The organism is Pseudonocardia benzenivorans CB1190 (genome assembly GCF_000196675.2).
GTDB classification, from domain to species: Bacteria; Actinomycetota; Actinomycetes; order Mycobacteriales; family Pseudonocardiaceae; genus Pseudonocardia; species Pseudonocardia benzenivorans.
This window is the reverse complement of the sequence record NC_015312.1, coordinates 3,718,403-3,742,413: the sequence shown is the minus strand read 5'-3', so window position 1 is coordinate 3,742,413 and position 24,011 is coordinate 3,718,403. Positions and strand designations below refer to the sequence as shown.

Genomic DNA, 24,011 nt, shown 5'->3' with positions numbered 1-24,011 from the left:
TTCCACACAGCTGACCTGGTGCGTTGTCGCAGGGAGTCGACGTGACGGCGCGACATGTTCGGCTTGCCCAACCGGCACTGCACCAGGAACGTCAGGTTGAAGCCCGCGGGCATCGTCCAGAAATGGATCTTCCTCACGGTCTCGTCCGGCACTCGGCTGATGCCGGCGAACACCGAGAAGACGATCTCCTGGCAGCACCTGATGTAGGCCCGGACGGAGCGCGTCGCTCGGCGGAACGCGCGCGGTCGTCGCAACGAATTGCTGGTGGTCCACTGAGTCTCCTCGCGGCTGGGCGTAGCGGCCGAGAATGCGGCCTGGCTCCGGCTTCGGCGTCGGCCCGGCTGGTCGGGTCCGCCGAAGGCGGCTCGGCCTGCGGGGTCAGAGATGCGGGTGGGCCTCCGAGGACGAACCGCTCGTGGTGGTCAACCTCCGTCATGGGGTGTGCATGTCCGCGTGTTCGGTCCCGCCTGTCCCTTCGCCGCGTGCTGGTCTCTCCAGGCATCGGGCTCGACGGCGGCGTGGTCGCCGTCACGGCGGAGTTGTTCATGCTGGTCGCTGGATCGCCGGCATACGTCGAGCTGACGTGGGTCCGGCGGATCGGCTGGCACCGAGATCACGTCGGGATCGAGCAACTCGCCGAGGAGGAGCAGTCTCGCCGTGCTCGCCACGTCGGGCTCTGATGAACACCGTGGTCACGAACAAGCACTCGAGGCTCTCGTACGTCTACGAGGACTGCGGGATCGACTTCCCTCACGATGAGCCTGCTGCGCCTAGCGACTTCGGGTGCATGGCATTCGCCGTCCGGATCTCGTTCGCCGTCTCCGAGTGCGAACCGACGGGCGCCGCGTGGGCAGGTCCCCCGGGAACGCCCTGATGGCCGACGTCTGCAGCACCGGGTTCTCGCCGCAGTCACCGACGCGGTCGACAACCTGGGCAACTTTCCCGACGAGGGACGAGGCTCGGCCCAGAGGGCCAACTCCGCGCCGCCAACCCCGCTCTACGGGGAGGAAGTGTCGATTCCGCGCGTTCGGCAGCGTGAAACGTCGCGGCACAGCGGAAGGAGCATCCATGACCAGCACGATTACCTCCCAGGACGAGCAGATTCAGCGCGAGGTGTTCGCCGAGCTGGATTGGGATGCGAAGGTCCGATCGAACGAGGTCGGCGTCGCAGTGAAGGACGGTGTCGTCACTCTGACGGGGTGGGTGGATTCATATGCGAAGAAGGCGGCGGCCGAGCGCGCCGCGCACCGGGTGCGCGGCGTCAAGGCGGTCGCGAACGACATCGTGGTCCGCCTGCCCAGCTCCGCGGAGCGAACCGATGCCGACATCGCGGCGGAGGCTAGCCGTGCTCTCGCCTGGCAGGCGCTCGTCCCCGCAGAACAGATCGAGGTGACGGTGTCGCGTGGGTACGTAACGCTGCGCGGCGAAGTGCCGTGGGAGTACCAGCGGCGCGCGGCCGAGCGAGTCGTGCGTCGATTGTCCGGTGTGCGGGGCGTCATCAACAGTATTCGTGTCCGGCCTCTCATGAGTAGCTCGCCGGAACGGCTGCGCAAGCAGATTCAGGACGCCTTGGTCCGAGACGCTGAGACGGATGCGGAGCGGATCACCGTGGAGGTCCAGGACGACAAGGCGATCCTTCGGGGAACGGTGCGCAGCTGGGCGGAGAAGGACGAGGCGGAGAGGGTCGCCTGGTCCGCTCCCGGCGTGGTCGAAGTCGAGAACCAGATCACCGTCGACCCCTGGGCGAGCTGAACGGGCGGCGCGAAAATCGATGACTGCCGTACTGAACAAGAGGGCTTACGAACACGCGCGGGGGCTGATCACGGCAGGGAGCTACGTGATCGACGATCGTGACGCATGGAGTGAGCACCAGCCCTCCGCGCGGCGTGAGAACGAGTTCATCGAACGACACGGGATGGCGGAGTACGCCCGATGGCACCTCGGGATAGACGAGGAACAGGCCGAGGACCGGAAGAGCCGCTACAAGTTCCCGTACGGGGACTTCGAGGTGCTCCACCGGTGTGGGCTGCTCGCTGCAGAATCCCGCGCCGGGCAGCGGCGGTACTACGACATCGAACTGGCGGTCGCCCACCTGCACGGCATGCTGGAAGCCATCCAGCACACCGGATGAGCGATCATTGCGCCGTCAGCCACAGCGTGACGGCGACGGCCCCGAGTGTTGCGCCGTAGACCAACGCGAACACCCCGACGATCACCGTCAGCCCGATCGCGCCTGCGGTCGGCCAGACCAGAATGAGGACTCCGGCGGCCGCCGACAGGGCGCCGGCCAGCACGCGCAGCCAGATGCGACTACCGGCATGCCGCAGCCGAAACGCTGTGGCAAGTTCGGTCAGGCCTGTCACCAGCGCCCAGATCCCCACGACTACGGCGAGGGCGACCGCGGTGATCCCCGGCCAGATCAGCGCAATGACCCCCGCGGCGACGCTCGCAAGGCCGCCGAGGAGGCCCAGCCACCAGCGGGTCCGCCGCCGGCGGCGGACCGCGTCGACCACTGTCGCCACGCCGTCGAGAATCGCGTACACGCCGAACGCGATGGTCAGCGCCAAGAGCGTTAGTTCGGGCCACAATAGTGCGAAGAGGCCGAATGCAACCGCCAGTACGGTGCGAAGGACGAGAATGGCGCGGACTGCCCCGGTTCCCAGAACCAACGGATCCGTCTCTGGGCTGTCGACGAACGATCGCTTCATGTCGATCGAGACACCTCTCGAGGCAGCGGGTTATGCACACCTTGCTTGACTCGAACGGGATCATGCGACTTCGAGCGCCCTACGCGCACGGGCCTGGGAGGGCCAGCGGCGTTCGAGGACATTGAGCCCACGGGAGGTATGCGACGTCGGCCGGAGCCTCCCCGAGTGGGGGCCGGCTGGGACGGCGCGGTAATGCCGAGAGATCTGACACTGCGTCTGCTTCACCGTCGTCGCGTGGCCGCCGGAGCGCTTCGTCGGACAACTCGCCGGGCTCGTGATCAGCCGGGTCGTGATGCGCACGAGCAACCGACTGCTCGGTCTCCTGCAGTGCCGCCGCCACCGGCCGCTGGTCCTGCTCTCGTCGGTGGTGCGCACGGCGATTCCGGTGACCCGGCCGGTCACCTCCGCGCTGCGGCACTCGATGCGCCTCGGCCTCCTTGCCGCTGGCGCCTGGCGGATCGTGCGACTGATCTACGTCGTGGTGAGACCGCGCAGCCTCTTCGCGGTCGGCGCGTCAGCGTCGAGTAGCTGATCCAGGTGGTTGCTGATGATCCCGGGCCGGTAGATGTTCCTCCGCGGTCGACCGCAGCCGTAGGTCCGTGCCAGGCCGCGTTCGGCGCCGGGCGCGCCGATGGTACATCCGGGGTTCCCGCGGGCGCCGGGAAACTCTGCCGGCGGCTCGGTGCTGCGGTCGGGTCGAGGTCCACGGCCGACCGTTCGACCGGCCCACCGCGAGGCCCAGGTTCCATGGCCGCGCGCTCCACCAGTCCTCGATCACCCCAGGACCGCGGGCAACGTGCCCCGGCGCTGGTCGCACCGGGAACACGTAGAGCCCGGCGGCCGCAGCATCCAGCGCGGCCCGCATCGACCTGCCCCGCCCAGGTGCACGCCCCGCCATGGCGGGCGGTCGTTGCGGATCGGCCCTCGCACCCCTCCGGCCGACCCAGCAGTCCGATCGGTTGCAGAGCGACCGGGTGCAGGGTGATCGGGCGCGGGGGGATCGGCTACAGGTGATCATCTGCGGGTGTCAGGTCGGACGGACGACTGAACCGCCCATCGATCGTGCGCCCCTTTCGCTGGTCGTCGTCGCGGTCCTCCCGCCGGCGTCGTCGTAGTGCTCGCGCTGGTCGTCCTTATCGTGTGAGTGGTGCCCTTCATGGCTGCCTCGGGGGGCTGGTCGGGGTGCTGGTCGGGTCGGTTGCGGTGGGTGGGGTGGCGTGGTGTGCGCGGGGTGCGCCGTGGTGGCCGGAGCCGGGTGCCAGTCCCCGAGCATCGCTCGTAGCGCCTCGATGACCTGGTCGGCGGTGAGCTCGTGGCGGTCGCAGCGGGCGCACATCTCGTGCACGACCGACGGCTTGATCCGCGGGGCGCGGGTGCCGTCGCTCCCGGGCCGGGCTGACCCGCGGTTCGCGGCACCGCCCGGCCGGGAGCGGGGCCGGGGGTGGCGCCAGCCCTGGATGGTGGCCAGCGGCTGCTGGAGCCGGGCGGCGATCTCCGACCAGGTGTAGTCGAACTCCTCGTTGAGCGTGGCGACCGCCCGCGCCTTGTCCTGGTCGTCGACGTCGGCCTTCAGTGCAGAGCCGAGAATGGCGAACAACGCGTCGTCGTCGGTCAGATGCGGGCGCACGATCACCGGGACCCGGCGGAGCCCGGCGATCTCTGCCGCGGCCAGACGCCGGTGCCCGTCGATGACCTCGAGGTCGGCGACCCCTGCGCGGCGCTCCAACAGTGAGTGCACCAGCAACGGCTGCAGCACCCCCTCTGCGCGGATCGACGCGGCGAGCTCGTCGAGATCGGTCGGTGTCGTGCGGATCGTGCGCGGGTGCCTCGCCAGCCGGGCACACGCCACCATCGCGGCCTGGCGCGGGAAGTCCCGCGGTCCACTCACCGGCGGGACCGTGCGTGCGTTCCGGGCAGTGATCGTGCGGGCGACCGTGCTCCTGTCCGTGTTCACGAGGTGTTCTCCCTGGTCTCGGGGTCGGTCTGGGTCGAGGTGTTGTCTCGGTGGGGTTGGTGTCTCGGTGGGTTGGGTGGGTCCTGGAGTGGTCTGCTCAGGCGGCCGGTCGGGCGGTGCGGCGGCTGCGGTGGGCTTGGCCGCGGGCGGCGCGGCGCTCGTGCTCGTCCTCGCCGCCCCACACACCGGTGTCCTCGTAGGTGCGGGCCCAGTCCCGGCATTGCCCGATGACTGGGCAGCGCGCGCACACCGCCTTGGCCCGCGCGGTCTGCGCCAGGGCCGGCCCGGCGTTGCCGACCGGGAAGAACAGCGCGGGGTCCTCGCCGCGGCACGCGGCCTCATCTCGCCAGTCCATCTCAGGTCTCCTTCGGTGACGGTTCCTGCTGGTTGCTGCGCCTCCTGGTCGCCGCGGGTCGACGCATCGGGTGCTGCTCTGTTGCCGGCCTCCGCGGGCGTGGCCGGTGCGGTTGTCGGGTTCGCCTCCCGGACGACCTTGCGCAACGTCGAGGCGGGCATCGAATCGGCCATGTCGGACTGGCTCCGGGTCGATGACGTGGTGGTCGTCGAGGGTGAGTGGGAGAGGTCGAGGAACTGGCGCTGACGCACCTCGTCGTTCGGCTGTGGGACGAGCGCAGCCCGATGCTCCTGACCGCGCACTTCATCACGACGTGGTTCGAGATGTGGACGCGCAACCGAGTCCCGGGTCCGGTGCGCTGTCGTCCTGCACCTGGACCATCGGGCACCGGTGTCGGAGTTGCGCCACAGTACGGCGCATCATCGAGTGGTTGCTGCTGTGGGACCGGTGCGACGGGGCGCTGCAGGTCGTCGGCTCCACGCCGTCGTCGACGGTGGTGCGCGCGGTCGCGTCGGCACCGACGCGGCCCATCTCGTGGGACCTCTGCTGCGAATTCCGGGAGCGGCTCATCGCGTTCCTGCGTGACGAGGACCCGGATGCGTTCCCCGGCGCAGACGCGGTGCCTGCTCGTTTCTCGTCCGATCGTGCCGACATCGACGATCAGGGAGGCGGCGCGCTCGTCCGGCACGCGCAGCGGGACGGCTGCGACCGCCAGATTAACGTTCGGCGCCGGCCGGCCGGCCACTGTCGCGCCCCCGGCCGGGACCGTAGCTGTCGCCGGACAACCGCCGAACGCGCCCCTCGCTCAGAGCCTGCCGCAATGCGCGACGGAAGCGGCCGGGTCCCCAGAGACGGCCGCCTGTGGCGCTCGCGAGCGCTCGCCGCCGGATGGGCACATTGTTGTCGACCGCTCGCTCGATCTCGGCGATCTCCCGGTCCATGGCTTCGTCGGACGCGGCGGCCCAACGGCTCGTCGTGCCCGCTGTGCCGATCTGACCCGGCGAGTAGAACCCCGAACCGGGGCCGAGGCGAACCGCCCGCAGAGCGGGCCGTTGCGCGGCCCGCTCGCCGGAGCGCCGCGTGACGCGAACGTTGCGCTCGCGGGCCTCCCGATGCTCGTCCTCGGTGGCGTCGGCCGGCTCGCGAGCTGCCCGCACGGAGGCCTGCTCACCCGGGTCGGCCTCGGCCTCCTCGGCTGTGAGCGGGGTAGCGATGTTCTCCAGCGACTTGCCCTCGGCGCGTACCCCGAGCACGAGTTCTGCCAGCCCGCCGACAGCCATTGCGGCAGCGCCGATGAAGAATCCTAATGCGATGAGTCGAAGGTTGCCGCTGTGGATGAAGTTGCCGAACAGCAGCGGTCCCGCGATACCACCCGCTGCCGTGCCGGTCGCGTAGAACAGCGCGATCGCGAGTCCGCGGATCTCCAGCGGGAACACCTCGCTGACGGTGAGGTAGGCGGAGCTGGCGCCGGCCGATGCGAGGAAGAACGCTGCGAGGAGCAGCACCATGAACGACATTGTGGTGAGGCCGCCGTCGCCCAGCAGGACCCCGAGCACGGTGACCAGCACCGCCGATCCCAGGTAGGTCCCCGCGATCATCGGGATCCGGCCGACCGTGTCGAAGAGCCTGCCCAGCAGCAGGGGACCGAGGAAGTTGCTCGCGGCGAAAAGGACCATGTACGTGGGCACCGACGAGGAGCTGACCCCGAAGACTCCGCTCAGCAGAGTCCCCAGGTCGAACACGACCGCGTTGTAGAGGAATGCCTGCCCGGTGAACAGCGCAAGACCCAGGAGCGCCCGATTGGGATAGCGTCGGAAGGCGATCCTGACAAGATCCCGGTAGCGGATGTTCTGCCGCACTCGGACGGCGATCTCGTAGGGAGGCGGCTGCAGCTCGACGCCCGTTTCTCTTCGTATCTCCTGTTCGATCCCTTCGACCATGCGCTCGGCCTCGCGCGCCCGCCCGTGAACCAACAACCATCGAGGGCTCTCCGGGACGTGTCTGCGCACGAGCAGGATCCCCAGGCCGATGATGAAGCCGAGGCCGAACGCCAACCGCCAGCCGAGGCTTGGGGCGAACAACGTCGCGTCGAGCAGCAGCAGCGCGACCAGAGAGCCGATTCCGGACCCGACCCAGTAGCTTCCGTTGATGGTGAGGTCCACCTGCCCGCGGTTCCGAGCCGGGATCAGCTCGTCGATCGCCGAGTTGATCGCCGAGTACTCCCCGCCGATGCCGAACCCGGTGAAAAAGCGACACAGGAAGAAGAACCAGGGCTCGAAAGCGAAGGCCGTCGCGACGGTCGCCACCAGGTAGACGGCAAGGGTGATCATGAAGAGCTTCTTGCGCCCCCACCGATCGGTGAGTTGTCCGAAGAACAGCGCTCCGATGCATGCGCCCGCGACGTAGAGCGCCGCGCCTGTCCCGATGTCGGCGGCTGTCAGTGTGATCCCGCTGCCCGGCTCGATCATGCGTGACGCAACTGCGCCGACGATCGTGACCTCGAGGCCGTCGAGGATCCATACGGCCCCAAGGCCGATCACGATCCGCCAGTGAAATCGCGACCACGGCAGCCGGTCGAGCCGAGCCGGGATGTCGGTCCGAAGGGAGCCGGTGACGCCCGCCACGGTGCCACCTCCAATAACTCGGGTGGTGGGATACGCGGATTCTGCGAGCCGCGCCTCCCACGAGCACCGACCCGGCGATGCAGGCCGGCGATGTGCTGTTCAACCCCCTGGCACAGTCCGGCTGATGCCCCGGCGGGGCGAAGGGCGCCGTGAACCATCACCTGGCAGGCGCAGGCCCGCGGACGGCGGACCCGTCACGGTGGTCACTGGATGCCGTCCATATCACGGGAGTAGGTGAACCGACATGACCCCCACGGGATACCCGGCGTTCGACTCCACACTGAAGAAGACCAACGGGATCCTCAAGCAGATCGAGCGGTCCTACAGTTGGCCGAAGGAGCGCCGCAACCAGTCCTATGCCGCACTTCGCGTCGTCCTGCACACGCTTCGCGACCGGCTGACCGTCGAGGAAGCGGCTCAGCTCTCGGCGCAGCTCCCGCTGCTGGTCCGCGGCATCTACTTCGAGGGATGGGACCCGTCGAAGGTTCCGATCAAGATGCACCGTGACGACTTCCTGCGGCGGATCCGCGACGACTTCCCGTTCGAGCTCCCCGATGGGATCGAACGCCTCGTCGGCACGACCCTCGAGGCACTGCGCCGCCACGTCACAGTCGGTGAGTGGAACGACGTCCGCGCGAGTCTGCCCAAGGACCTCGTGGCAATACTGCCCTGACCAGATCAGAACCGCGGGACAAGTCGAGGACAAATGGTGAACAAGAGGCGCCGCGTCCGGATGTCGGAAGACGACGAGTACGCATTCGCTGTGGCCGTCCGGCGGAGGAATGCGGTGACGACGGTCCACGTCGCCGGTGAGATCGACAGCTTCACCGGCGGGGACCTCGAGGCGGTGATCCACGAGCAGTTGGCCTTTCGCCCGAGTCGGCTGATCGTCGACCTCTCCCGGGTCGTCGTCCTGGGATCGACGGGGCTTGCGTTCCTCGGCTGGACGAGGGAGGTGTGCCGCGAACGGGGCATCGAACTCGAACTTGCCGGAAGTGGTCGCGAGGACCTCGTTCGGCAGTTGACGATCACCGGCTTGGAGTGGCTGTTGGCCGCAGGTCCATCCGGTGTTGCACAGGCGTGCGGGGATCCCTATCCGTCCCTGAGGTGTGCGGATTCTCCGACATCACGCCGCTGACTCACACCCTCGTGCATGTGCATCAACTCGTCGACGGTCCCGTCGAGCGATACAGGTCGTACGACGCAGCTGGGCGCACACGAGGCCGCCGACGCCGCCGCACTCGTCAACGAGACGACCGCAGGGGCGGCGAGCGCGAGGACCCGCTCTTCGTCACTTCCGTCGGACATGACCATCGGGGCGACGAGATCAACTTGCACAGACGCGGAAGCTGCTCGCGGAGTGCGCCGATCCGCCAACCATCGACGAGCACTGCAGTCGTCGCTCTCGGCGTATCTGCCGCGAGGACTCGTGGCAGCCGTCAGCAGACGACGACGGTCCGCAGAATCCGCGTGATCGGCACGGCGTGCGACGACTATGACGCCCTTCTGCGCTACTGAGTCGACGGCGGAGCCGTCAGTGACGCTGAGCCTGGGGGACAGGTAGCCGAGCATGGCCCGCCTCGGCACGGCGAGTCCTGCAGGTCACCGAGCGTTGACCGACCCGCCGAGTCAAAGCAGCCCGGCGTGGTTGCATCCCGCGGACCGACGCGCGGGCCGGTGCGTGCGGCAACGGTGAGCGGAGCTCTGTTGACCCGATCCGGTTGGAGGAACTCGTGACCCTCATGCGATTCGACCCGTTCCGCGAACTCGACCGACTCGCTGAACAGACTCTCTCCGCTGGGACCCGTGCCTTCCGCAGCATGCCGATGGAGGCGCTGCGACGCGGCGACGAGTTCAAGATCTTCATTGATCTGCCCGGCGTCGTTCCTGACGACATCGACCTGACGGTCGAGCGCAACGTCGTGAGCGTGCGTGCACGTCGCGCACCCGCGCACCAGGAGGGCGACGAGGTGATAATCGACGAGCGGCCCTACGGTGAGTTCAGTCGCCAACTGTTCCTCGGCGACAACCTCGACCCGGATCGCTTGTCCGCCGATACACGCGACGGCGTCCTGGAGCTGACGATCCCGGTCAGTGAAGCGAGCAAGCCCCGTCGGGTCGCACTCGGCTCCGGCAGCACGACGGAAGACGGCGCTGGTTCCAAAACCGCGAGCGCATCGGCGAGCGGCCGAGCGACGGCCAGCTGAGTCGGAGGGAATCATGACCGCCGAACAGCCGCGAGAGGCCGCGAGCGCTACCGTCGGCACGGTTGGGCGCACCTCCAGACGACTGTGGTCGCCCGGAAGCCCGGCGGGCCCGAGGAACGGGGCACGGCGGACCGTCGCTGCCTACGACAACTACGAGCAGGCCGAACGGGCCGTTGACCGGCTTTCCGACCTGAGCTTCCCCGTCGAGCGAGTGGCGATCGTCGGCCAGGATCTGCAGACCGTCGAGCAGGTCACTGGTCGGATGAACTACCCCCGTTCTGCGTGGCGTGGAGCAGCCAGCGGTGCCGTACCCGGTGCGCTGATCGGATGGATCTTCGGGGTCTTCAGCTGGGTCGACCCATTGATCGCCAGTCTGTTGCTCGCCGTCTACGGCCTCGTGATCGGAGCCGCCATCGGGGCGATCATCGGTCTGATCGTCTACGCGATGCAGAGGGGACGCCGAGACTTCGAGTCGGTGACGATCATGAGCCCGAAACGCTTCGAGGTCGTCGTCGACGACGAGGTCGCCGAGGAAGCCGCGCGGCTGCTGCTCGAGGCGGGGATCTGACATGGCACGAGCGGTCGGGATCGACCTGGGCACGACCAACTCCGTCATCGCGGCGTGGGAGGGGGGTGAGGCTGCCGTCGTGCCCAACGCCGAAGGTGCCCGGACGACGCCCTCCGTGGTGGCTTTCACCGAGAACGGTGAACGACTGGTGGGTCAGCTGGCCCGTCGGCAGGCCATCCTGAACCCCAAGGGCACGGTCTACTCGGTCAAGCGGTTCATCGGGCGTCGCTTCGAGGAGGTCGAGGAGGAGGCGAACCAGGTCACCTACGACGTCGTGCCCGACGCGAACGGACTCGCGCGGATCAAGGTGCGGGACAAGCTGTACGCGCCGGAAGAGATCTCGGCGCTGATCCTGCGCAAGCTCGCCGACGACGCGGGACGTCACCTCGGGGAGCGCGTCACGGAGGCCGTGATCACCGTTCCGGCCTATTTCAACGACGCGCAGCGCACTGCCACCCGGGACGCGGGAAAGATCGCCGGCCTCGAGGTGCTGCGGATCATCAATGAGCCGACGGCGGCTGCGCTGGCATATGGGCTGGACAAGCGCGGGCACGAGACGGTGCTGGTGTACGACTTCGGCGGCGGCACGTTCGACGTCAGCGTTCTCGACGTGGGCGACGGCGTGGTGGAGGTGCGCGCCACCGCAGGCGACACCCATCTCGGCGGTGACGACTTCGACCGGCGGATCGTCGACCATCTCGCCGAGGCCTTCCAGAAGGACAACGGTATCGACCTGAGGAAGGACTCTCAGGCGCTGCAGCGTCTCTACGAGGCCGCCGAGAAGGCGAAGATCGAGCTGAGCTCAGTCACGCAGACGCAGGTCAACCTGCCGTTCATCACGGCGGACGCGAGCGGGCCCAAACACCTGACGACCACGCTGATGCGCTCGACGTTCGAGCAGCTGACCGCGGATCTCGTCGAGCGCACGATGGAGCCTGTCCAGCGCGCGATGTCCGACGCGAAGGTCGGCGCCGACGATGTCGACGAGGTCATTCTCGTCGGTGGCTCCACCAGGGTCCCGGCCGTGCAGAACCTGGTGCGCCGGCTCACCGGTGGCAAGGACCCGAACATGACCGTGAACCCGGACGAGGTCGTCGCCATCGGTGCGGGGATCCAGGCCGGGGTGCTCAAGGGCGACGTGTCTGATGTGCTGCTGCTCGACGTCACCCCGCTGTCGCTGGGCGTGGAGACACAGGGCGGGGTGATGACCAAGATCATCGAGCGCAACACGACGATCCCGGTCCGGCGCAGCGAGACGTTCACCACCGCGGCGGACAACCAGCCGGCCGTGGACGTCGTGGTGCTACAGGGCGAGCGCGAGCTCGCCGCCGACAACCGCGTGCTCGGCCGGTTCCAGCTCACTGACATCCGACCTGCCAGGCGGGGCGAACCGCAGATCGAGGTCACCTTCGACATCGACGCGAACGGCATCCTCCACGTCACCGCGAAGGACAAGGGCACGGGGGCCGAGCAGGGCATCACCATCTCGGACAGCACCAACCTCGATCAGTCCGAGGTCGAGCGGATGATCCAGGAGGCCGAGCGGAATCGCGAGGCAGATCAGCGGCTGCGCCAGGAGGTCGACGCGCGCAATGAGCTCGACACCATCGCCCACCAGGTACAGCGGCGCCTCGATGAGGTCGGCGACGCCGCACCGGAGCATCAGCGCGCGCGTGCCGAGATGCTTGTGGCGGACGCCCGGCAGGCGGTCGCCGACCAGGCCCCTCTGGACCGGGTGCGTGAGCTGACCGGGGATCTGCAGCAGGTCTTTGCCGGACTCGTCGCCGGCGGCGCTGCCGACGATGGCGGGGGCGCGGCGGGCGGGCCGTCTCATGACGGCGATGGTGGCACCGACGACGTCATCGACGCCGAGTTCGACCGGAGCTGAGGTCGCCGATGAGCGAGCCCACGGCAGAAGAGTCCTCCGGCCGGAGTGGGGGGCGGTCGGGGGCCGCCGAACCGCAGCGGCCCCGGCAACCGCCGGAGCGCAACGGCGCGGACGTGGGGGATCCACCCGCCGGGGCGGCGATGACCGAGGAGCGGGTCACCGCCCCGGCGGGCCGGATGGCACCGCGAGAACCCGGGGATGCCGATGCCGCGCCCGAGCCCGTTGGACCGACTGCGGCCGAGCTGGAGGACCGCTGGCGGCGCACCGCGGCGGATCTGGAGAACCTGCGCAAGCGGTGCGCCCGCGAGATCGGGCGGGAACGGATGGCCGAGCGGGAGGTGGTGGCAACGGCCTTCCTGCCGGTGCTCGACAGCATCGACCGCGCCCTCACGCATGCCGGCTCGGATCCACGATCGATCGTCGAGGGCGTACGTGCACTTCGCGAGCAGGCCCTCGCAGTGATGACTGGTCTCGGCTACAGCCGAGAGGATGAGACCGGTGTGCCCTTCGACCCGGCCCGCCACGAGGTGGTCGGCGTGGTCGAGGCCGGCGGTGAGAAGGCGAGACCGGGTTGGGTCGCAGAGGTCGTTCGGCCCGGTTACGGCTCCGGCGAGCGGCAGCTGCGGCCGGCGGCGGTGACCGTGGTACGGGCTCCGGGGGGTTAGCCGATGGCCAGGGACTACTACGAGGTCCTCGGGGTGTCGCGCGACGCAGGTCCGGAGGAGCTGCAGCAGGCGTTCCGCCGGCTCGCACGGGCCAACCACCCGGACGTCAACAAGGACCCTGGCGCGGAGGAACGGTTCAAGGAGATCAACGAGGCCTACCAGGTGCTGTCGGACCCGGAGTTGCGCAAGCGTTACGACCGCTTCGGCGAGGACTACCGGCGCGTCCCGGAGGACTGGGAAGAGCGCGTGGGCGCAGGTGTGGGCGGAGTGGGGGCCGGGCCGGGAAGGTACTCCGGGGGGCGGCGGTACGGCGGGGCGCGCGGCTACGGCGCGGACTTCGGCGCGGATCTTGGTGGCGGCTTCGGGGGCGTGGACCTCGACGATCTGTTCGGCGGGCTGTTCGGCGGTAGAGGGCGCGACCGGATGGGCCGCGTGCCGGGCGCGGACCAGGAGGCGGAGCTCCCGCTCACCGTCGAGGAGGCCTACCGGGGTGGTCGCCGTCAGGTCACGCTGAACGGTCCGGACGGGCCACGGACCTACACCGTGACCATCCCGGCCGGGGTCTCTGACGGCAGGCGCATCCGGCTGGCGGGCGAGGGCGGCCGCGGGATCGGCGGTGGCCCTCCGGGCGACCTCTACCTCGTGGTGCGGCTCCTGCCGCACGCTCGTTACAGGGTGGAGGGCAAGGACATCACGGTCGAACTCCCGCTCGCGCCGTGGGAGGCCGCGCTCGGTGCGAACGTCCCGGTCCTCACGCCTGCGGGTGAGACGACGGTCGTCGTGCCCCCGGGCAGCTCGACCGGGCGGAGGTTACGCCTGCGAGGGGAGGGCATGCCGGACCAGGGCGGTCGGCCGGGCGACCTCTATGCCGAGGTCAAGGTCATGGTGCCGCCGCGGCTCTCCGACCAGGAGCGGGAGCTGTTCACCGAGCTCGCCGCGGTCTCGACGTTCGATCCGCGGGGGACCGGGTTCAAAGATCCGAGGGGAAGCCGCTCATGAGCATGCGGTACTTGGCGGTCGTGCGGCCCCGGCGGGAGGCCCGCAGCCGGATCGACCAGGTGGAGTTCGCCCGTCGTTGCGGGGTACGTCCCGAACTCGTCCGGAGGTACGTCGCGCTCGGCCTGGTGCCAGCGGCACGGGATGCCAACGGCGCTCTGTGGTTCAGCGCGTCGCAGGTCGCCGCGGTCGGCCGGTTGCAGCGCTTGCGCGCGGCGCTTCCGCTCAACTACGCCGCGCTCGGGCTGGTCGTCGACCTGCTCGACCGGATCACCGAGCTCGAGACGGCTCTGCACGTGCGGGGACGAACCGAACCGGTGCGCCCACCGGCTGACACTCGATCAGCCGTCGTCGACCAGAAAGGGAGCGCGCGATGGACCTGAACCGCCTGACGCAGATGTCCCAGCAGGCTCTGTCGGCCGCGCAGGACGTGGCGACGAGGCGCGGCCATCCGGAGGTCGACGGCGAGCACCTGCTGCTGGCGTTACTCGATCAGCCCGAGGGCCTGGTGCCCCGCCTGCTGACCGCGATGGACGCGGATCGGGACACGCTGCGCTCGGACCTGGAGGCGGAGCTCGGGCGCAAGCCGCGCACCACCCGCCCGTCGGCCCAGCCTGGGCAGGCCGCGGTCACCCAACGGCTGGCCAGGGTGCTCGAGGCTGCGCAGCGCGAAGCCGCCCGTCTGAAGGACGAGTACGTCTCGGTCGAGCACCTGCTCGTGGCACTGGCCGAGGAGGGTCCCGGGACCGCGGCCGGTCGGCTGCTGGCTGCGCACGGCGTCACCCGCGACGCGTTCCTCGCCGCGCTGACCCGGGTGCGCGGCAACCAGCGCGTCACCTCGGCCACCCCGGAGGCCACCTACGAGGCTCTCGCGAAGTACGGCATCGACCTGGTGGAGTCCGCGCGCTCCGGGCGGCTGGACCCGGTCATCGGCCGCGATACCGAGATTCGCCGCGTGGTGCAGATCCTCTCCCGCAAGACCAAGAACAACCCGGTGCTCATCGGCGACCCCGGCGTCGGAAAGACCGCGATCGTCGAAGGGCTGGCTCAGCGCGTACTCAACGGTGACGTTCCCGAGGGGTTGCGTGATCGCACGATCTTCGCACTGGACATGGGGTTGCTCGTGGCCGGCGCGAAGTACCGCGGTGAGTTCGAGGAGCGACTGCAGGCGGTGCTGACCGAGGTGAAGGCCGCCGAAGGCCGGATCTTGCTGTTCGTCGACGAGCTGCACAACGTGGTGGGGGCCGGAGCCGCCGAGGGCGCGATGGACGCCGGCAACATGCTCAAACCGATGCTGGCCCGCGGTGAGCTGCACATGATCGGCGCGACCACCCTCGACGAGTACCGCAAGCGCCTCGAGAAGGACGCCGCGCTGGAGCGCCGCTTCCAGCCGGTCTACGTCGACGAGCCGAGCGTCGAGGACACGGTGTCGATCCTGCGGGGGCTGCGCGAGCGGCTGGAGGTTTTCCACGGCGTCCGGATCCTCGACGGCGCCCTGATCGCCGCCGCGACCCTGAGCGACAGATATCTGACCGACCGCTTTCTGCCGGACAAGGCCATCGACCTCGTCGACGAAGCAAGCGCACGCCTGCGCACCGAGATCGACTCCATGCCCGCCGAACTTGATGAGATCACTCGCAAGGTCATGCGGTTGGAGATCGAGGAGGCGGCGCTCGAGAAGGAGGAAGATGCGGCGTCCGTCGCCCGGCTCGACCAGCTGCGCCGCGAGCTGGCCGACCTCCGCTCGGAGGCCGATGCCAAGCGTGCGCAGTGGGACGCGGAGCGACAAGCGATCAGGCGGGTGCGGGACCTGCGCGCGGAGCTGGAGCAGGTGCGCCGGGAGGTCGAGGAGGCCGAGCGGCGGTACGACCTCAACCGCGCTGCCGAGCTGCGTTTCGGTCGGCTCGGCGAGCTGGAGCGAAAGCTCGAGGCGGAGAGCAGGCGGCTCGTAGAGAAGCAGGGCGAGCACCGCCTGCTCCGTGAGGCGGTGACCGCCGAGGAGATCGCCGAGATCGTCTCCGTGTGGACAGGGATCCCGGTGTCCCGGCTGACGGAAGGGGAGCGCGAGAAGCTGCTGCGCCTCGACCAGGTGCTGCACCGCCGGGTCGTCGGCCAGGACGAGGCCGTGCAGGCCGTCGCGGATGCCATCATTCGGGCACGGTCGGGGGTGAAGGACCCCCGCCGGCCGACCGGTTCGTTCATCTTCCTCGGCCCGACCGGGGTCGGGAAAACCGAGTTGGCCAGGGCATTGGCCGAGGCGCTGTTCGACTCGGAGGAGAACATCGTCCGGATCGACATGAGCGAGTACCAGGAGCGGCACACCGTCTCGCGGCTAGTCGGAGCACCGCCGGGGTACGTCGGCTACGAGGAGGGCGGGCAGCTGACCGAGGCGGTCCGGCGCCGCCCTTACGCTGTGATCCTCTTCGACGAGATCGAGAAGGCACACGCGGACGTGTTCAACACGCTGCTGCAGGTCCTGGACGACGGTCGGCTCACCGACGCGCAGGGACACACCGTCGACTTCCGCAACACCGTGATCATCATGACGTCGAACATCGGGTCTCCGTACCTGCTCGACGGTGTGATGCCCGACGGCCAGCTCAAGCCCGAGGCGCGAGATCTCGTGCTGGCCGAGCTGCGCGGTCATTTCCGGCCGGAGTTCCTCAACCGGATCGACGAGACCGTGCTGTTCACCCCGCTCAACCTCGACGAGATCGAGGACATCGTCGAGCTGATGCTCGCGGAGCTACGCGCGCGGCTCGCCGAGCGCCACGTGACGCTGGAGATCGACGCGGGCGCCCGCCACCTCATCGCGCAGCAGGGCTACGACCCGGTGTACGGCGCCCGGCCCCTGCGACGGCTCATCGCCCGCGAGGTGGAGACCCGCATCGCCCGCATGCTGATCCGCGAGGGCGCGATCGAGGGCGCCACGCTGCGTGTCGAGCGTGAGGGCGATCAGCTCGTCGTCGTACATCGGGCGGCGGCGGGAGCGCAGTCGTGAGCGCGGCGGCGGGACGGTGAGCGCCCCGGCGACACCACGGACGAGCGTCGTCACCTGTCCACGCTGCGGTAGACGCAACCGGGTGCCGGCCGCGGCCGATGCCATCCCGAAGTGCGGGAACTGCCACCAGGCGCTGCCCTGGACCGCCGACGCGGGCGACGACGACTTCGCGGTGATCGTGGAGCGATCCCCGGTGCCGGTGCTCGTGGACCTGTGGGCGGCGTGGTGCGGCCCCTGCCGGATGGTGAGCCCGGCCCTCGAGCAGTTGGCCACCGAACGGGCCGGCGAGATCAAGCTGGTGAAGATCGATGTCGACGCGGCGCCGCGATTGTCACAACGCTTCGAGGTGCACGCCGTCCCGACGCTGCTCGTGCTGCGCCACGGTGAGGTGATCGCCCGCCAACCCGGCGCGGCCCCGGTGCCCGCGCTCCGCCGCTGGCTGGACGATGCGCTGCAGCCGTCCGGGTGAGGACCCTCGGCCACCCAGGCGCGAGGAGCTGCTGGCGACGGTGCCCTCGGGGGATTGGACGAGCCGCGGATCGGCCTGCTGGAGACGAGCGACGGGCAACCGGGCGCGGCCAGGCGTCATTGCCGAGGGCGTCCGGGAACGGACCCCTACGTGGTGCTCGCCGGCGGAGCGGCGTCGCGGACGCGTTCGAAACCCCGTGCGGCCGGGGTGGTGCGGTTGCACGGCCACGGCCGGCGAGCTCGGCCTGCTGACGGCGCAGCCAGCGCCTTCGCCGGCATCCGTTCGGGGGAGGCACCAGCGCCCGGCCGACCGGCTCCGTGGGCTCGCCGCCCAGGGCCCGGCATGTGGGACCGGCGATGCGCGCCTACCCGGTCCGGTGCCTGCTCGCCCCGCCGAGGGGGCGGGATTCCGGATCGTCGGTCGGCTCCCGGCGGCTGCGTGAGTTCGCCTCCAGCAACCGGCTGCGCCATCGGTTGGTCGATCTGGACGGAGCCGTCAACACAGCGTCTGATCCGTGAGCTCGAGGCCGTGCACTCGCGGCTGCGGTCTGCGGCGCGTCGGAGGACCTGTGGACGGGGCTGCTCGACACCGTCGCCACGGGCGGGCAGGCCGTCCGGACGCCGAGGATCGCGAACTGTGGCGAGCTCGCCGCTCGTGCAGCGCTGCAGGCCGAGAGGTTCGGGGCCATGCGACGGTACCGGCGAAGGTCGTAGGTGTCTGACGGCGCGGAGCTCCGCGAGCTGCTGTGCCACATCGTGCGCCGTCCACCGGAGGACGTGACATTCGGCGAGGAGATCGAGGACGTGCTCAGCGGGGTGCGCGGCGTTCGCGTCGCCGTGGCGCGTTTCCTCCGCATCGTTGACCCGCGACTGACAAACCCGTCGAGCGGGCACCGGGACCTGGCGTTCGAGCTGTCCCGGCTGTTGCTCGGACGCCCCGGGTATCGGCGGTCAGCGCCTGCCGCAGTCGTTCCAGGGCCGCGGTCAGCACCCGGGACACGTGCATCTGGGAGATGCCGATCTCCTGACCGATCTCGTTCTGTGTCATGTCCTCGAAGAAGCGTAGTAGCACGATCCTCTGCTCCCGCTCGGTCAGCGCGTCGACCAGCGGGCTGAGTACCTCCCGGTCCTCGACGAGTGCCACGCCGGGATCGGTCCTGGCGAGGATCCCATTGTGGACGGACTCGTCCTCGGACTCCGTGCTGAGCGGGACATCGAGCGACACGCAGCGATAGGCTTCCCGCGCCTGGATGCTTTCGACGACGTCCGACAGCGCGACATCGAGCCTGGCCGCGATCTCGCTCGGTGTGGGAGCTCGGCCGAGTTCCTGCGTCAGCCGGTCGGCGGCGGTGCTGATGGACATGTCCAGCTCCTTCAGCCGCCGCGGTACCCGTATCGTCCAGGCGCGGTCGCGGAACCAGCGCAGCACTTCACCGGTGATCGTGGGTATGGCGAAGGCCAGGAACTCGGGACCGCGGGCGGGATCGAACCGGTCCACCGCGTTGATCAGGCCGAGGACGGCCACCTGCTCGAGGTCCTGCAGCGGCTCGCCTCGCTGGCTGAAGCGCTTGGCGATGTGCCGGGCCAGCGGCAGATGCTCGATGATCAGCCGATCCCGAAGCCGGGACCGGCGGCGATGACCTTTGGGTAGGCAGGCCAGTTCCGTGAACAGCGGGCTGAGATGTGAGTACTCGTTCACGTATCGCGTGCCTCGAGCTACGGATGGTCGTTCGGATCCATTGTGCGACGATGCGTTGAGTCGGGGAACGTATGTCTCGGTCATCGTCACGATCGCCTCGCCGGCACCTGCCTCAACTCCCCGCATGGATCAGCTCGGCGAACTCGCGGCACAACTGCCGGCACGTCCTCGACCTCGCTGGGTCTGACTGGGTCGCGAATTGTCGCGCGCACGATCCGGGACACCGGCACCCGCGTCTGTCCCGTTGAGTCCGGCTCGCTGTGAGACGCGTTGCGGGAGTTTTCGGCATCGAATGTCTTCCCTTCTTCAGTGGCGAAACGAGGTCCGCCATCAGTTGCTTAGGCAGCTGCGCCCTCAGATCCTCGGCCTCGCCGGCGCTGAGCAGTGCAGTGCGGGACGTCGCCGCTGGACTCCTCGTATTCCCATGGGCCTCTCACGCATGGAGGCTCTACGTTCACCCTGGTCGGAAGGCCGGGGCACCGGCCCGTGCCAGTGAAGTCCCCGGCACTGGGTCGGCACCGCAGGCCGGCGCCGCCCTGGCGCCTGGCGTTCCGCCGCACCGGTCGGCTGCTGGTCAGGTAGCGGCCGGGGTCGAGTGCCGTTGGGGCGCCCCTCTCGCGCCGGCGTCGGATCCCGCGAGATCGTGTTGGTCGAGCTCGTCGTCGTCGCGACGCTCGGTCTTCTGACGGACGAGGACGACTTCTCGGGAGCCCGGGGGCCGTGGCGGAGGAGCCGGGGCCGCGGAGCCCCGTCGCATCCCCACCAGACGCATCGGGCGATCCAGACAGTGCGTGCAGGAGACCATATCTTCGAGACCTCGCAGGCCTCTGATCAGGGAACCCAGGCGGTGTTCGCCTTGTGGTCGCCCTTCCGCACCCAAAGCGTTCGGGCTGCGGAGGCCATGCGGGGGTGGGCCGACCTGATGTTCCGGCACGCCGACGGTCGTCAGGACGATCCGGCGGTAGAAGCCCTGGTGGTTGTCTGGACGGCTGGTTTCTCAGATGAATGCCCACCGGCCTCGCCGCGAACTACGCCTCGGAGGGCGAGATCCGTCGTTCGGGTGGCCCTGCTGGTCACGGGAGCCATCGAGCGTTCTCTGTCGGCGCCCTGTCCCTGAGCGGCGCCGTGAGTTGTTCATGCAAACGATCGATCACCACGGCGAAGGCTGGTTGCGTGTCGCTGCATCCGTGGCGCCTCCCAGATGCAGCGCGTCGGATCGTCGCCGCCATCAACGAGCGGATCGCCTGTGACCGGAACACGATTACGCAGTCCCGGTCGATTCGCGCGTGATGCGACGACTGCGCGTCGTGATGTCGATCCGGACGTAGGGTGCCCCGTGGGCGGCACCCGGCCAGATGGGTCTAGCCCTTGCGGGCCGAAGCCTCCCGATCTCCTGCTCGGCACCGTCTGATGTATCCGACAGTCGGGAGGACGCGATGCCGGATCGAGTCTTCCGGGACCGCCGGGACGCCGGGCAGGCGCTGGCCGGCTTGCTCACCCGGTACCGAGGCCGGCCGGATGTGGTGGTGTTGGGGTTGCCGCGTGGCGGGGTCCCGGTGGCATTCGAGGTCGCTCGCGCACTGGGCGCTCCGCTGGATGTCTTCGTGGTCAGGAAGCTGGGCGTGCCGGGCCGCGAGGAGCTGGCCATGGGCGCGATCGCCAGCGGCGGTGTGGTGGTGATCAACGATGACGTCGTACGGGGCCTACGCGTCGGCCAGGACGCGATCCAGCGCGTCGCCGAGGAGGAGGGGCGCGAGCTGCTGCGCCGGGAGCAGGCCTACCGGGACGGACGGCCGATGCCCGACCTCACGGGCAGGACGGTCGTCCTCGTCGACGACGGGCTGGCCACCGGATCCAGCATGCGTGCGGCGATCATCGCGCTGCGGGAGCACGAGCCGGGGCGCATCGTGGTCGGGGTGCCGGCGGCGCCGAAGTCCACCTGCCAAGAGCTGAGGGCGCTCGCTGATGAGGTCGTCTGCGCGACGACGCCGACGCCGTTCCTCGCTGTTGGGGCCTCGTACTGGGACTTCACCCAGACTACGGACGAGGAGGTGCGTGACCTGTTGCACGCCGCGGCGACCTCCCTGCCGGCCGAGAAGACCGAACCGACCGTCGACGGTGCGGATGTGATCCGATCTGCTGCGATCCGGACCAAGGACGGGGTCCCGTCCGAGGAAGCGCTGTCCGATCTCGTCGGCGATGTTCATTTCGTGCTGCTCGGGGAGGCAACGCACGGCACCGCCGACTTCTACGCCGCACGCGCGGCCATCACCCGGCGGCTCATCGAGGAGAAGGGGTTTTGCGCGGTTGCGGTAGAGGCGGACTGGCCGGACGCCTACCGCGTCAACCGATACGTTCGCGGCCACGCTGCCGACGCCGACGCCGAGGAGGCGATGCGCGGCTTCCAGCGCTTCCCCACCTGGATGTGGCGCAACGCGGTCGTCCTCGACTTCGTCGGTTGGCTGCGGGAGCGCAACGACCGCATCTCCGACGAGCGGAGCCGCGCCGGCTTCTACGGGCTCGACCTCTACAGCCTCCACCGCTCCGTCGACGAAGTCATCACGTACCTGGACCGGGTGGATCCGGCAGCCGGTCGCCGCGCCCGGGAGCGCTACGGCTGCTTCGACCGCTACGGCACCGACGACGGCCAGACCTATGGACTTGCCGCCGCGATGGGCGCAGGGGACACCTGCGAGCAGGAGGTGGTCGACCAGCTCGTCGACATGCAGCGCCACGCCGCCGAGTGCGCCCGCCGCGACGGGTTGCTCGCCGCGGACGAGGCCATGTACGCCGAGCAGAACGCCACAGTCGTGAAGAACGCGGCGGAGTACTACCGCTCGATGTTCAGCGGGCGGGCCCTGTCGTGGAACCTGCGGGACCGACACATGGTCCAGACCCTGGAGGCGGTCCGCAACCACCTGACCAGGCAGCTCGGTGAGTCGGCGAAAATCGTGGTCTGGGAGCACAACTCCCACGTCGGCGACGCGAGGGCGACGGAGATGTCGGTCCGCGGCGAGCTGAACGTGGGCGAGCTCGTCCGCGAACGGAACCCGGACGATTGCGTGAACCTCGGGTTCACCACCTACACCGGCACGGTGACCGCTGCCGACGACTGGGGCGGGGAGGCACAGCGCAAGTGGGTGCGTCCGGCACTGCCCGGCAGTATCGAGGAACAGTTCCACGAGGTCGGGCAGAAGGAGTTCATGCTCTCCTTCCGGCGGTCGGCGCGGGTCGCCGAGATCCTGCGGTCGGCACGACCGGAGCGGGCGATCGGGGTGATCTACCGCCCCGACACGGAACGGCGAAGCCACTACTTCCGAGCACGTGTATCCGACCAGTTCGACGCGGTGATCCACATCGACGACACTCGGGCTGTCGAACCCCTCGAACGAACTCCCGTGTGGGAGACCGGCGAGGTACCCGAGACCTACCCCTTCGCGGTCTGAGGATCGCGACATCCCGCCGGCGTCCGTAGCCGCTCCGAGGAGGACACCATGAGCGCCCCGAGCGCCACACGTCGTTCCGTGCAGGTCCGCGTCTCCGGTGCGGTGCTGGAGGCCGACGTGGGGATGCCATGTACCCCCAACGGAGCGGTGCTGTTCGCCCATGGCAGCGGGAGCGGGCGCCGCAGCCCACGCAACCGCTACGTCGCAGACCAGCTCAACAGCGCTGGCCTGGTCACCGTGCTGGCTGATCTGCTCACCCAGGAAGAGGAGCAGCACGACCTGCGGACCGCGACCCTCCGGTTCGACATCGGCCTGCTCGCGGCACGGGTCACGGGAGTTGCGGATTGGATGGTCCACAGTGAGCTCGTCACCTCCCCGCAGATCGGTATCTTCGGGGCCAGCACCGGCGCCGCGGCCGCCCTGATCTGCGCTGCCACCCGGCCGAGTACCGTGCGGGCGGTCGTCTGCCGGGGTGGACGGCCCGACCTTGCAGGCGCGCACCTGCCCGTGGTGCGCCAACCCACGTTGCTGATCGTCGGGGAACGCGACCCCGTCGTCGTCGAGCTCAACCGCAGGGCGGCGCGCAAGCTCGCCGGCGAAGCTCGTCTCGAAATCGTCCCCGGTGCGACGCACCTGTTCGAAGAACCCGGAGCGCTGGAGATGGTGGCCGGTCTGGCGGGGAGCTGGTTTCGCCGTTACCTCCAACCGGTCCCGGCCGATGACGGGAGACACCGTGACTGACGAGGAGCTCACTCCGACGACGGAGCGGGACGGTCCGGTTTCGGTGTTCCGCCTGGAACCCGAGCTGATCGATGCCGTTGTGCGCGGTGACGCCGATCGGCGGGAAGATGTGGCGCTCGCCGACGCGGTGGCGACGGTGCTGCCCTGGCACGCCGAGCTCCCGCCTGAGATGGCCGGGCACCTGACGAGGCTCATCCGGTACTTCGGAGGTGACGATGGACTCCTCCGATGGCTGGACGAGCATCCGGGCCTACCTCGGGTGGTCGCGCGGGCCTACCACCTTGTGAAGTTTCTCGACGAGATCAGCGGGGTCAGCGCGGTCGTCACGGCCTTGCGAGAGCTGCGCGAGCGCAACCCTTACCCGCCAGGTTTGGAACCCTACCTCCCTCCCGACACCGACTCGGGCTCGCTGAGCTCGATCGCCCAGCACATCGAGTCGCTGCTCGGTGACGGCCGGGACGGCGATGCGGTGGCCCTCTCGCTCGCCACGATCGAGATGCTGACGGCCGTCGCTCGGAGAGCCGCCCAGCGGGATCCGGAGCTGCGAGGGCTGGGTGAGTACGTAGAACAACTCCGGCGGGAGATCGAGGGGGCTCGTGCCCCCGGCTGACCGCGGAGCTCGACCAGGGATCGGCTCGGGCAACGGTGGGGGAGGTACATGCTCGCCATCGGCGCCACTAAGCACCTGGTC

23 protein-coding genes and 1 pseudogene are annotated in these 24,011 nt (G+C 69.3%); 19 read left to right on the top strand and 5 right to left on the bottom strand.

Going from position 1 to position 24,011, the window contains the following annotated elements; genetic code table 11:
- Positions 1 to 54 precede the first annotated feature (54 nt).
- From PSED_RS17615 to PSED_RS17600, 4 genes are all read left to right on the top strand, one after another.
- A complete protein-coding gene (locus PSED_RS17615) occupies positions 55 to 207 on the top strand; it encodes a hypothetical protein (RefSeq protein ID WP_158511323.1) in 153 nt (50 codons plus the stop codon).
- Positions 208 to 482: 275 nt separating this feature from the next.
- Positions 483 to 680, top strand: coding sequence for a hypothetical protein (locus PSED_RS17610; RefSeq protein ID WP_041759797.1), 198 nt, complete (start codon positions 483 to 485; stop codon positions 678 to 680).
- Positions 681 to 1,068: 388 nt separating this feature from the next.
- On the top strand, positions 1,069 to 1,752 hold the full coding sequence (locus PSED_RS17605; RefSeq protein WP_013675596.1) for a BON domain-containing protein: 684 nt from the start codon (positions 1,069 to 1,071) through the stop codon (positions 1,750 to 1,752).
- 19 nt (positions 1,753 to 1,771) lie between these two features.
- Positions 1,772 to 2,131 carry a hypothetical protein gene (locus PSED_RS17600; protein ID WP_013675595.1) on the top strand — a complete coding sequence of 120 codons (360 nt, stop codon included), beginning with the start codon at positions 1,772 to 1,774 and terminating at the stop codon, positions 2,129 to 2,131.
- Positions 2,132 to 2,135: 4 nt separating this feature from the next.
- Here PSED_RS17600 and PSED_RS17595 read toward each other — a convergent pair whose 3' ends face one another.
- Positions 2,136 to 2,708 (bottom strand): HdeD family acid-resistance protein, encoded by a 573-nt coding sequence (locus PSED_RS17595; protein WP_013675594.1) that lies wholly within the window; start codon positions 2,706 to 2,708, stop codon positions 2,136 to 2,138.
- 292 nt (positions 2,709 to 3,000) lie between these two features.
- Here PSED_RS17595 and PSED_RS17590 point away from each other — a divergent pair, with 292 nt between their 5' ends.
- Positions 3,001 to 3,240 carry a hypothetical protein gene (locus PSED_RS17590; protein WP_013675593.1) on the top strand — a complete coding sequence of 80 codons (240 nt, stop codon included), beginning with the start codon at positions 3,001 to 3,003 and terminating at the stop codon, positions 3,238 to 3,240.
- A gap of 495 nt (positions 3,241 to 3,735) precedes the next feature.
- Here PSED_RS17590 and PSED_RS17585 read toward each other — a convergent pair whose 3' ends face one another.
- The 3 genes from PSED_RS17585 to PSED_RS17575 all read right to left on the bottom strand — a co-directional run bounded on the left by PSED_RS17585 (position 3,736) and on the right by PSED_RS17575 (position 7,641).
- Complete coding sequence (locus tag PSED_RS17585; RefSeq protein ID WP_143770520.1) at positions 3,736 to 4,596, bottom strand: ParB/RepB/Spo0J family partition protein; 861 nt, start codon at positions 4,594 to 4,596, stop codon at positions 3,736 to 3,738.
- A gap of 163 nt (positions 4,597 to 4,759) precedes the next feature.
- Positions 4,760 to 5,017 (bottom strand): WhiB family transcriptional regulator, encoded by a 258-nt coding sequence (locus tag PSED_RS17580; protein WP_013675591.1) that lies wholly within the window; start codon positions 5,015 to 5,017, stop codon positions 4,760 to 4,762.
- A 716-nt stretch (positions 5,018 to 5,733) separates the two neighbouring features.
- Positions 5,734 to 7,641 (bottom strand): MFS transporter, encoded by a 1,908-nt coding sequence (locus PSED_RS17575; RefSeq protein WP_013675590.1) that lies wholly within the window; start codon positions 7,639 to 7,641, stop codon positions 5,734 to 5,736.
- Positions 7,642 to 7,885: 244 nt separating this feature from the next.
- Between PSED_RS17575 and PSED_RS17570 the strand changes: the two genes are divergently transcribed.
- The 11 genes and pseudogenes from PSED_RS17570 to PSED_RS35670 form a co-directional block, all read left to right on the top strand.
- Positions 7,886 to 8,314: a DUF2267 domain-containing protein gene (locus tag PSED_RS17570; RefSeq protein ID WP_013675589.1), complete on the top strand. Its 429-nt coding sequence runs from the start codon at positions 7,886 to 7,888 to the stop codon at positions 8,312 to 8,314.
- A 33-nt stretch (positions 8,315 to 8,347) separates the two neighbouring features.
- Positions 8,348 to 8,779 (top strand): STAS domain-containing protein, encoded by a 432-nt coding sequence (locus PSED_RS17565; RefSeq protein WP_013675588.1) that lies wholly within the window; start codon positions 8,348 to 8,350, stop codon positions 8,777 to 8,779.
- Between the two features lie 595 nt (positions 8,780 to 9,374).
- Positions 9,375 to 9,848, top strand: coding sequence for an Hsp20/alpha crystallin family protein (locus PSED_RS17560; RefSeq protein WP_013675587.1), 474 nt, complete (start codon positions 9,375 to 9,377; stop codon positions 9,846 to 9,848).
- 13 nt (positions 9,849 to 9,861) lie between these two features.
- Entirely contained in the window at positions 9,862 to 10,416 is a 555-nt protein-coding gene (locus PSED_RS17555) for a YflT domain-containing protein (protein ID WP_013675586.1), read from the top strand.
- A gap of 1 nt (position 10,417) precedes the next feature.
- Positions 10,418 to 12,304, top strand: a complete 1,887-nt coding sequence (gene dnaK, locus PSED_RS17550; protein WP_013675585.1) for a molecular chaperone DnaK — start codon at positions 10,418 to 10,420, stop codon at positions 12,302 to 12,304.
- Between the two features lie 140 nt (positions 12,305 to 12,444).
- Positions 12,445 to 12,969 carry a nucleotide exchange factor GrpE gene (locus PSED_RS17545; protein ID WP_143770516.1) on the top strand — a complete coding sequence of 175 codons (525 nt, stop codon included), beginning with the start codon at positions 12,445 to 12,447 and terminating at the stop codon, positions 12,967 to 12,969.
- Between the two features lie 3 nt (positions 12,970 to 12,972).
- Positions 12,973 to 13,968 (top strand): DnaJ C-terminal domain-containing protein, encoded by a 996-nt coding sequence (locus PSED_RS17540; protein ID WP_013675583.1) that lies wholly within the window; start codon positions 12,973 to 12,975, stop codon positions 13,966 to 13,968.
- On the top strand, positions 13,965 to 14,348 hold the full coding sequence (locus PSED_RS17535) for a chaperone modulator CbpM (RefSeq protein ID WP_013675582.1): 384 nt from the start codon (positions 13,965 to 13,967) through the stop codon (positions 14,346 to 14,348). Before PSED_RS17540 ends, PSED_RS17535 begins: the two co-directional genes overlap by 4 nt.
- On the top strand, positions 14,339 to 16,966 hold the full coding sequence (gene clpB, locus PSED_RS17530) for an ATP-dependent chaperone ClpB (RefSeq protein WP_013675581.1): 2,628 nt from the start codon (positions 14,339 to 14,341) through the stop codon (positions 16,964 to 16,966). The genes PSED_RS17535 and clpB overlap by 10 nt, the downstream gene beginning before the upstream one ends.
- 82 nt (positions 16,967 to 17,048) lie before the next feature.
- Complete coding sequence (gene trxA, locus PSED_RS17525) at positions 17,049 to 17,435, top strand: thioredoxin (RefSeq protein ID WP_013675580.1); 387 nt, start codon at positions 17,049 to 17,051, stop codon at positions 17,433 to 17,435.
- A 713-nt stretch (positions 17,436 to 18,148) separates the two neighbouring features.
- Positions 18,149 to 18,286: pseudogene (locus PSED_RS35670) on the top strand (hypothetical protein); the annotation flags it as partial.
- On the opposite strand, the gene PSED_RS17520 reads toward PSED_RS35670, so the two are convergent.
- Positions 18,243 to 19,133 carry a SigB/SigF/SigG family RNA polymerase sigma factor gene (locus PSED_RS17520; RefSeq protein WP_013675579.1) on the bottom strand — a complete coding sequence of 297 codons (891 nt, stop codon included), beginning with the start codon at positions 19,131 to 19,133 and terminating at the stop codon, positions 18,243 to 18,245. The pseudogene PSED_RS35670 and the gene PSED_RS17520 sit on opposite strands and share 44 nt — an antisense overlap.
- A gap of 1,436 nt (positions 19,134 to 20,569) precedes the next feature.
- Between PSED_RS17520 and PSED_RS17515 the strand changes: the two genes are divergently transcribed.
- From PSED_RS17515 to PSED_RS17505, 3 genes are read left to right on the top strand one after another with little or no spacing between them, the layout of a single operon-like run.
- Positions 20,570 to 22,579 (top strand): erythromycin esterase family protein, encoded by a 2,010-nt coding sequence (locus tag PSED_RS17515; protein WP_013675578.1) that lies wholly within the window; start codon positions 20,570 to 20,572, stop codon positions 22,577 to 22,579.
- Between the two features lie 48 nt (positions 22,580 to 22,627).
- Entirely contained in the window at positions 22,628 to 23,320 is a 693-nt protein-coding gene (locus PSED_RS17510) for a dienelactone hydrolase family protein (protein WP_013675577.1), read from the top strand.
- Positions 23,313 to 23,930 carry a hypothetical protein gene (locus PSED_RS17505; protein WP_013675576.1) on the top strand — a complete coding sequence of 206 codons (618 nt, stop codon included), beginning with the start codon at positions 23,313 to 23,315 and terminating at the stop codon, positions 23,928 to 23,930. The genes PSED_RS17510 and PSED_RS17505 overlap by 8 nt, the downstream gene beginning before the upstream one ends.
- Positions 23,931 to 24,011: the final 81 nt, after the last annotated feature.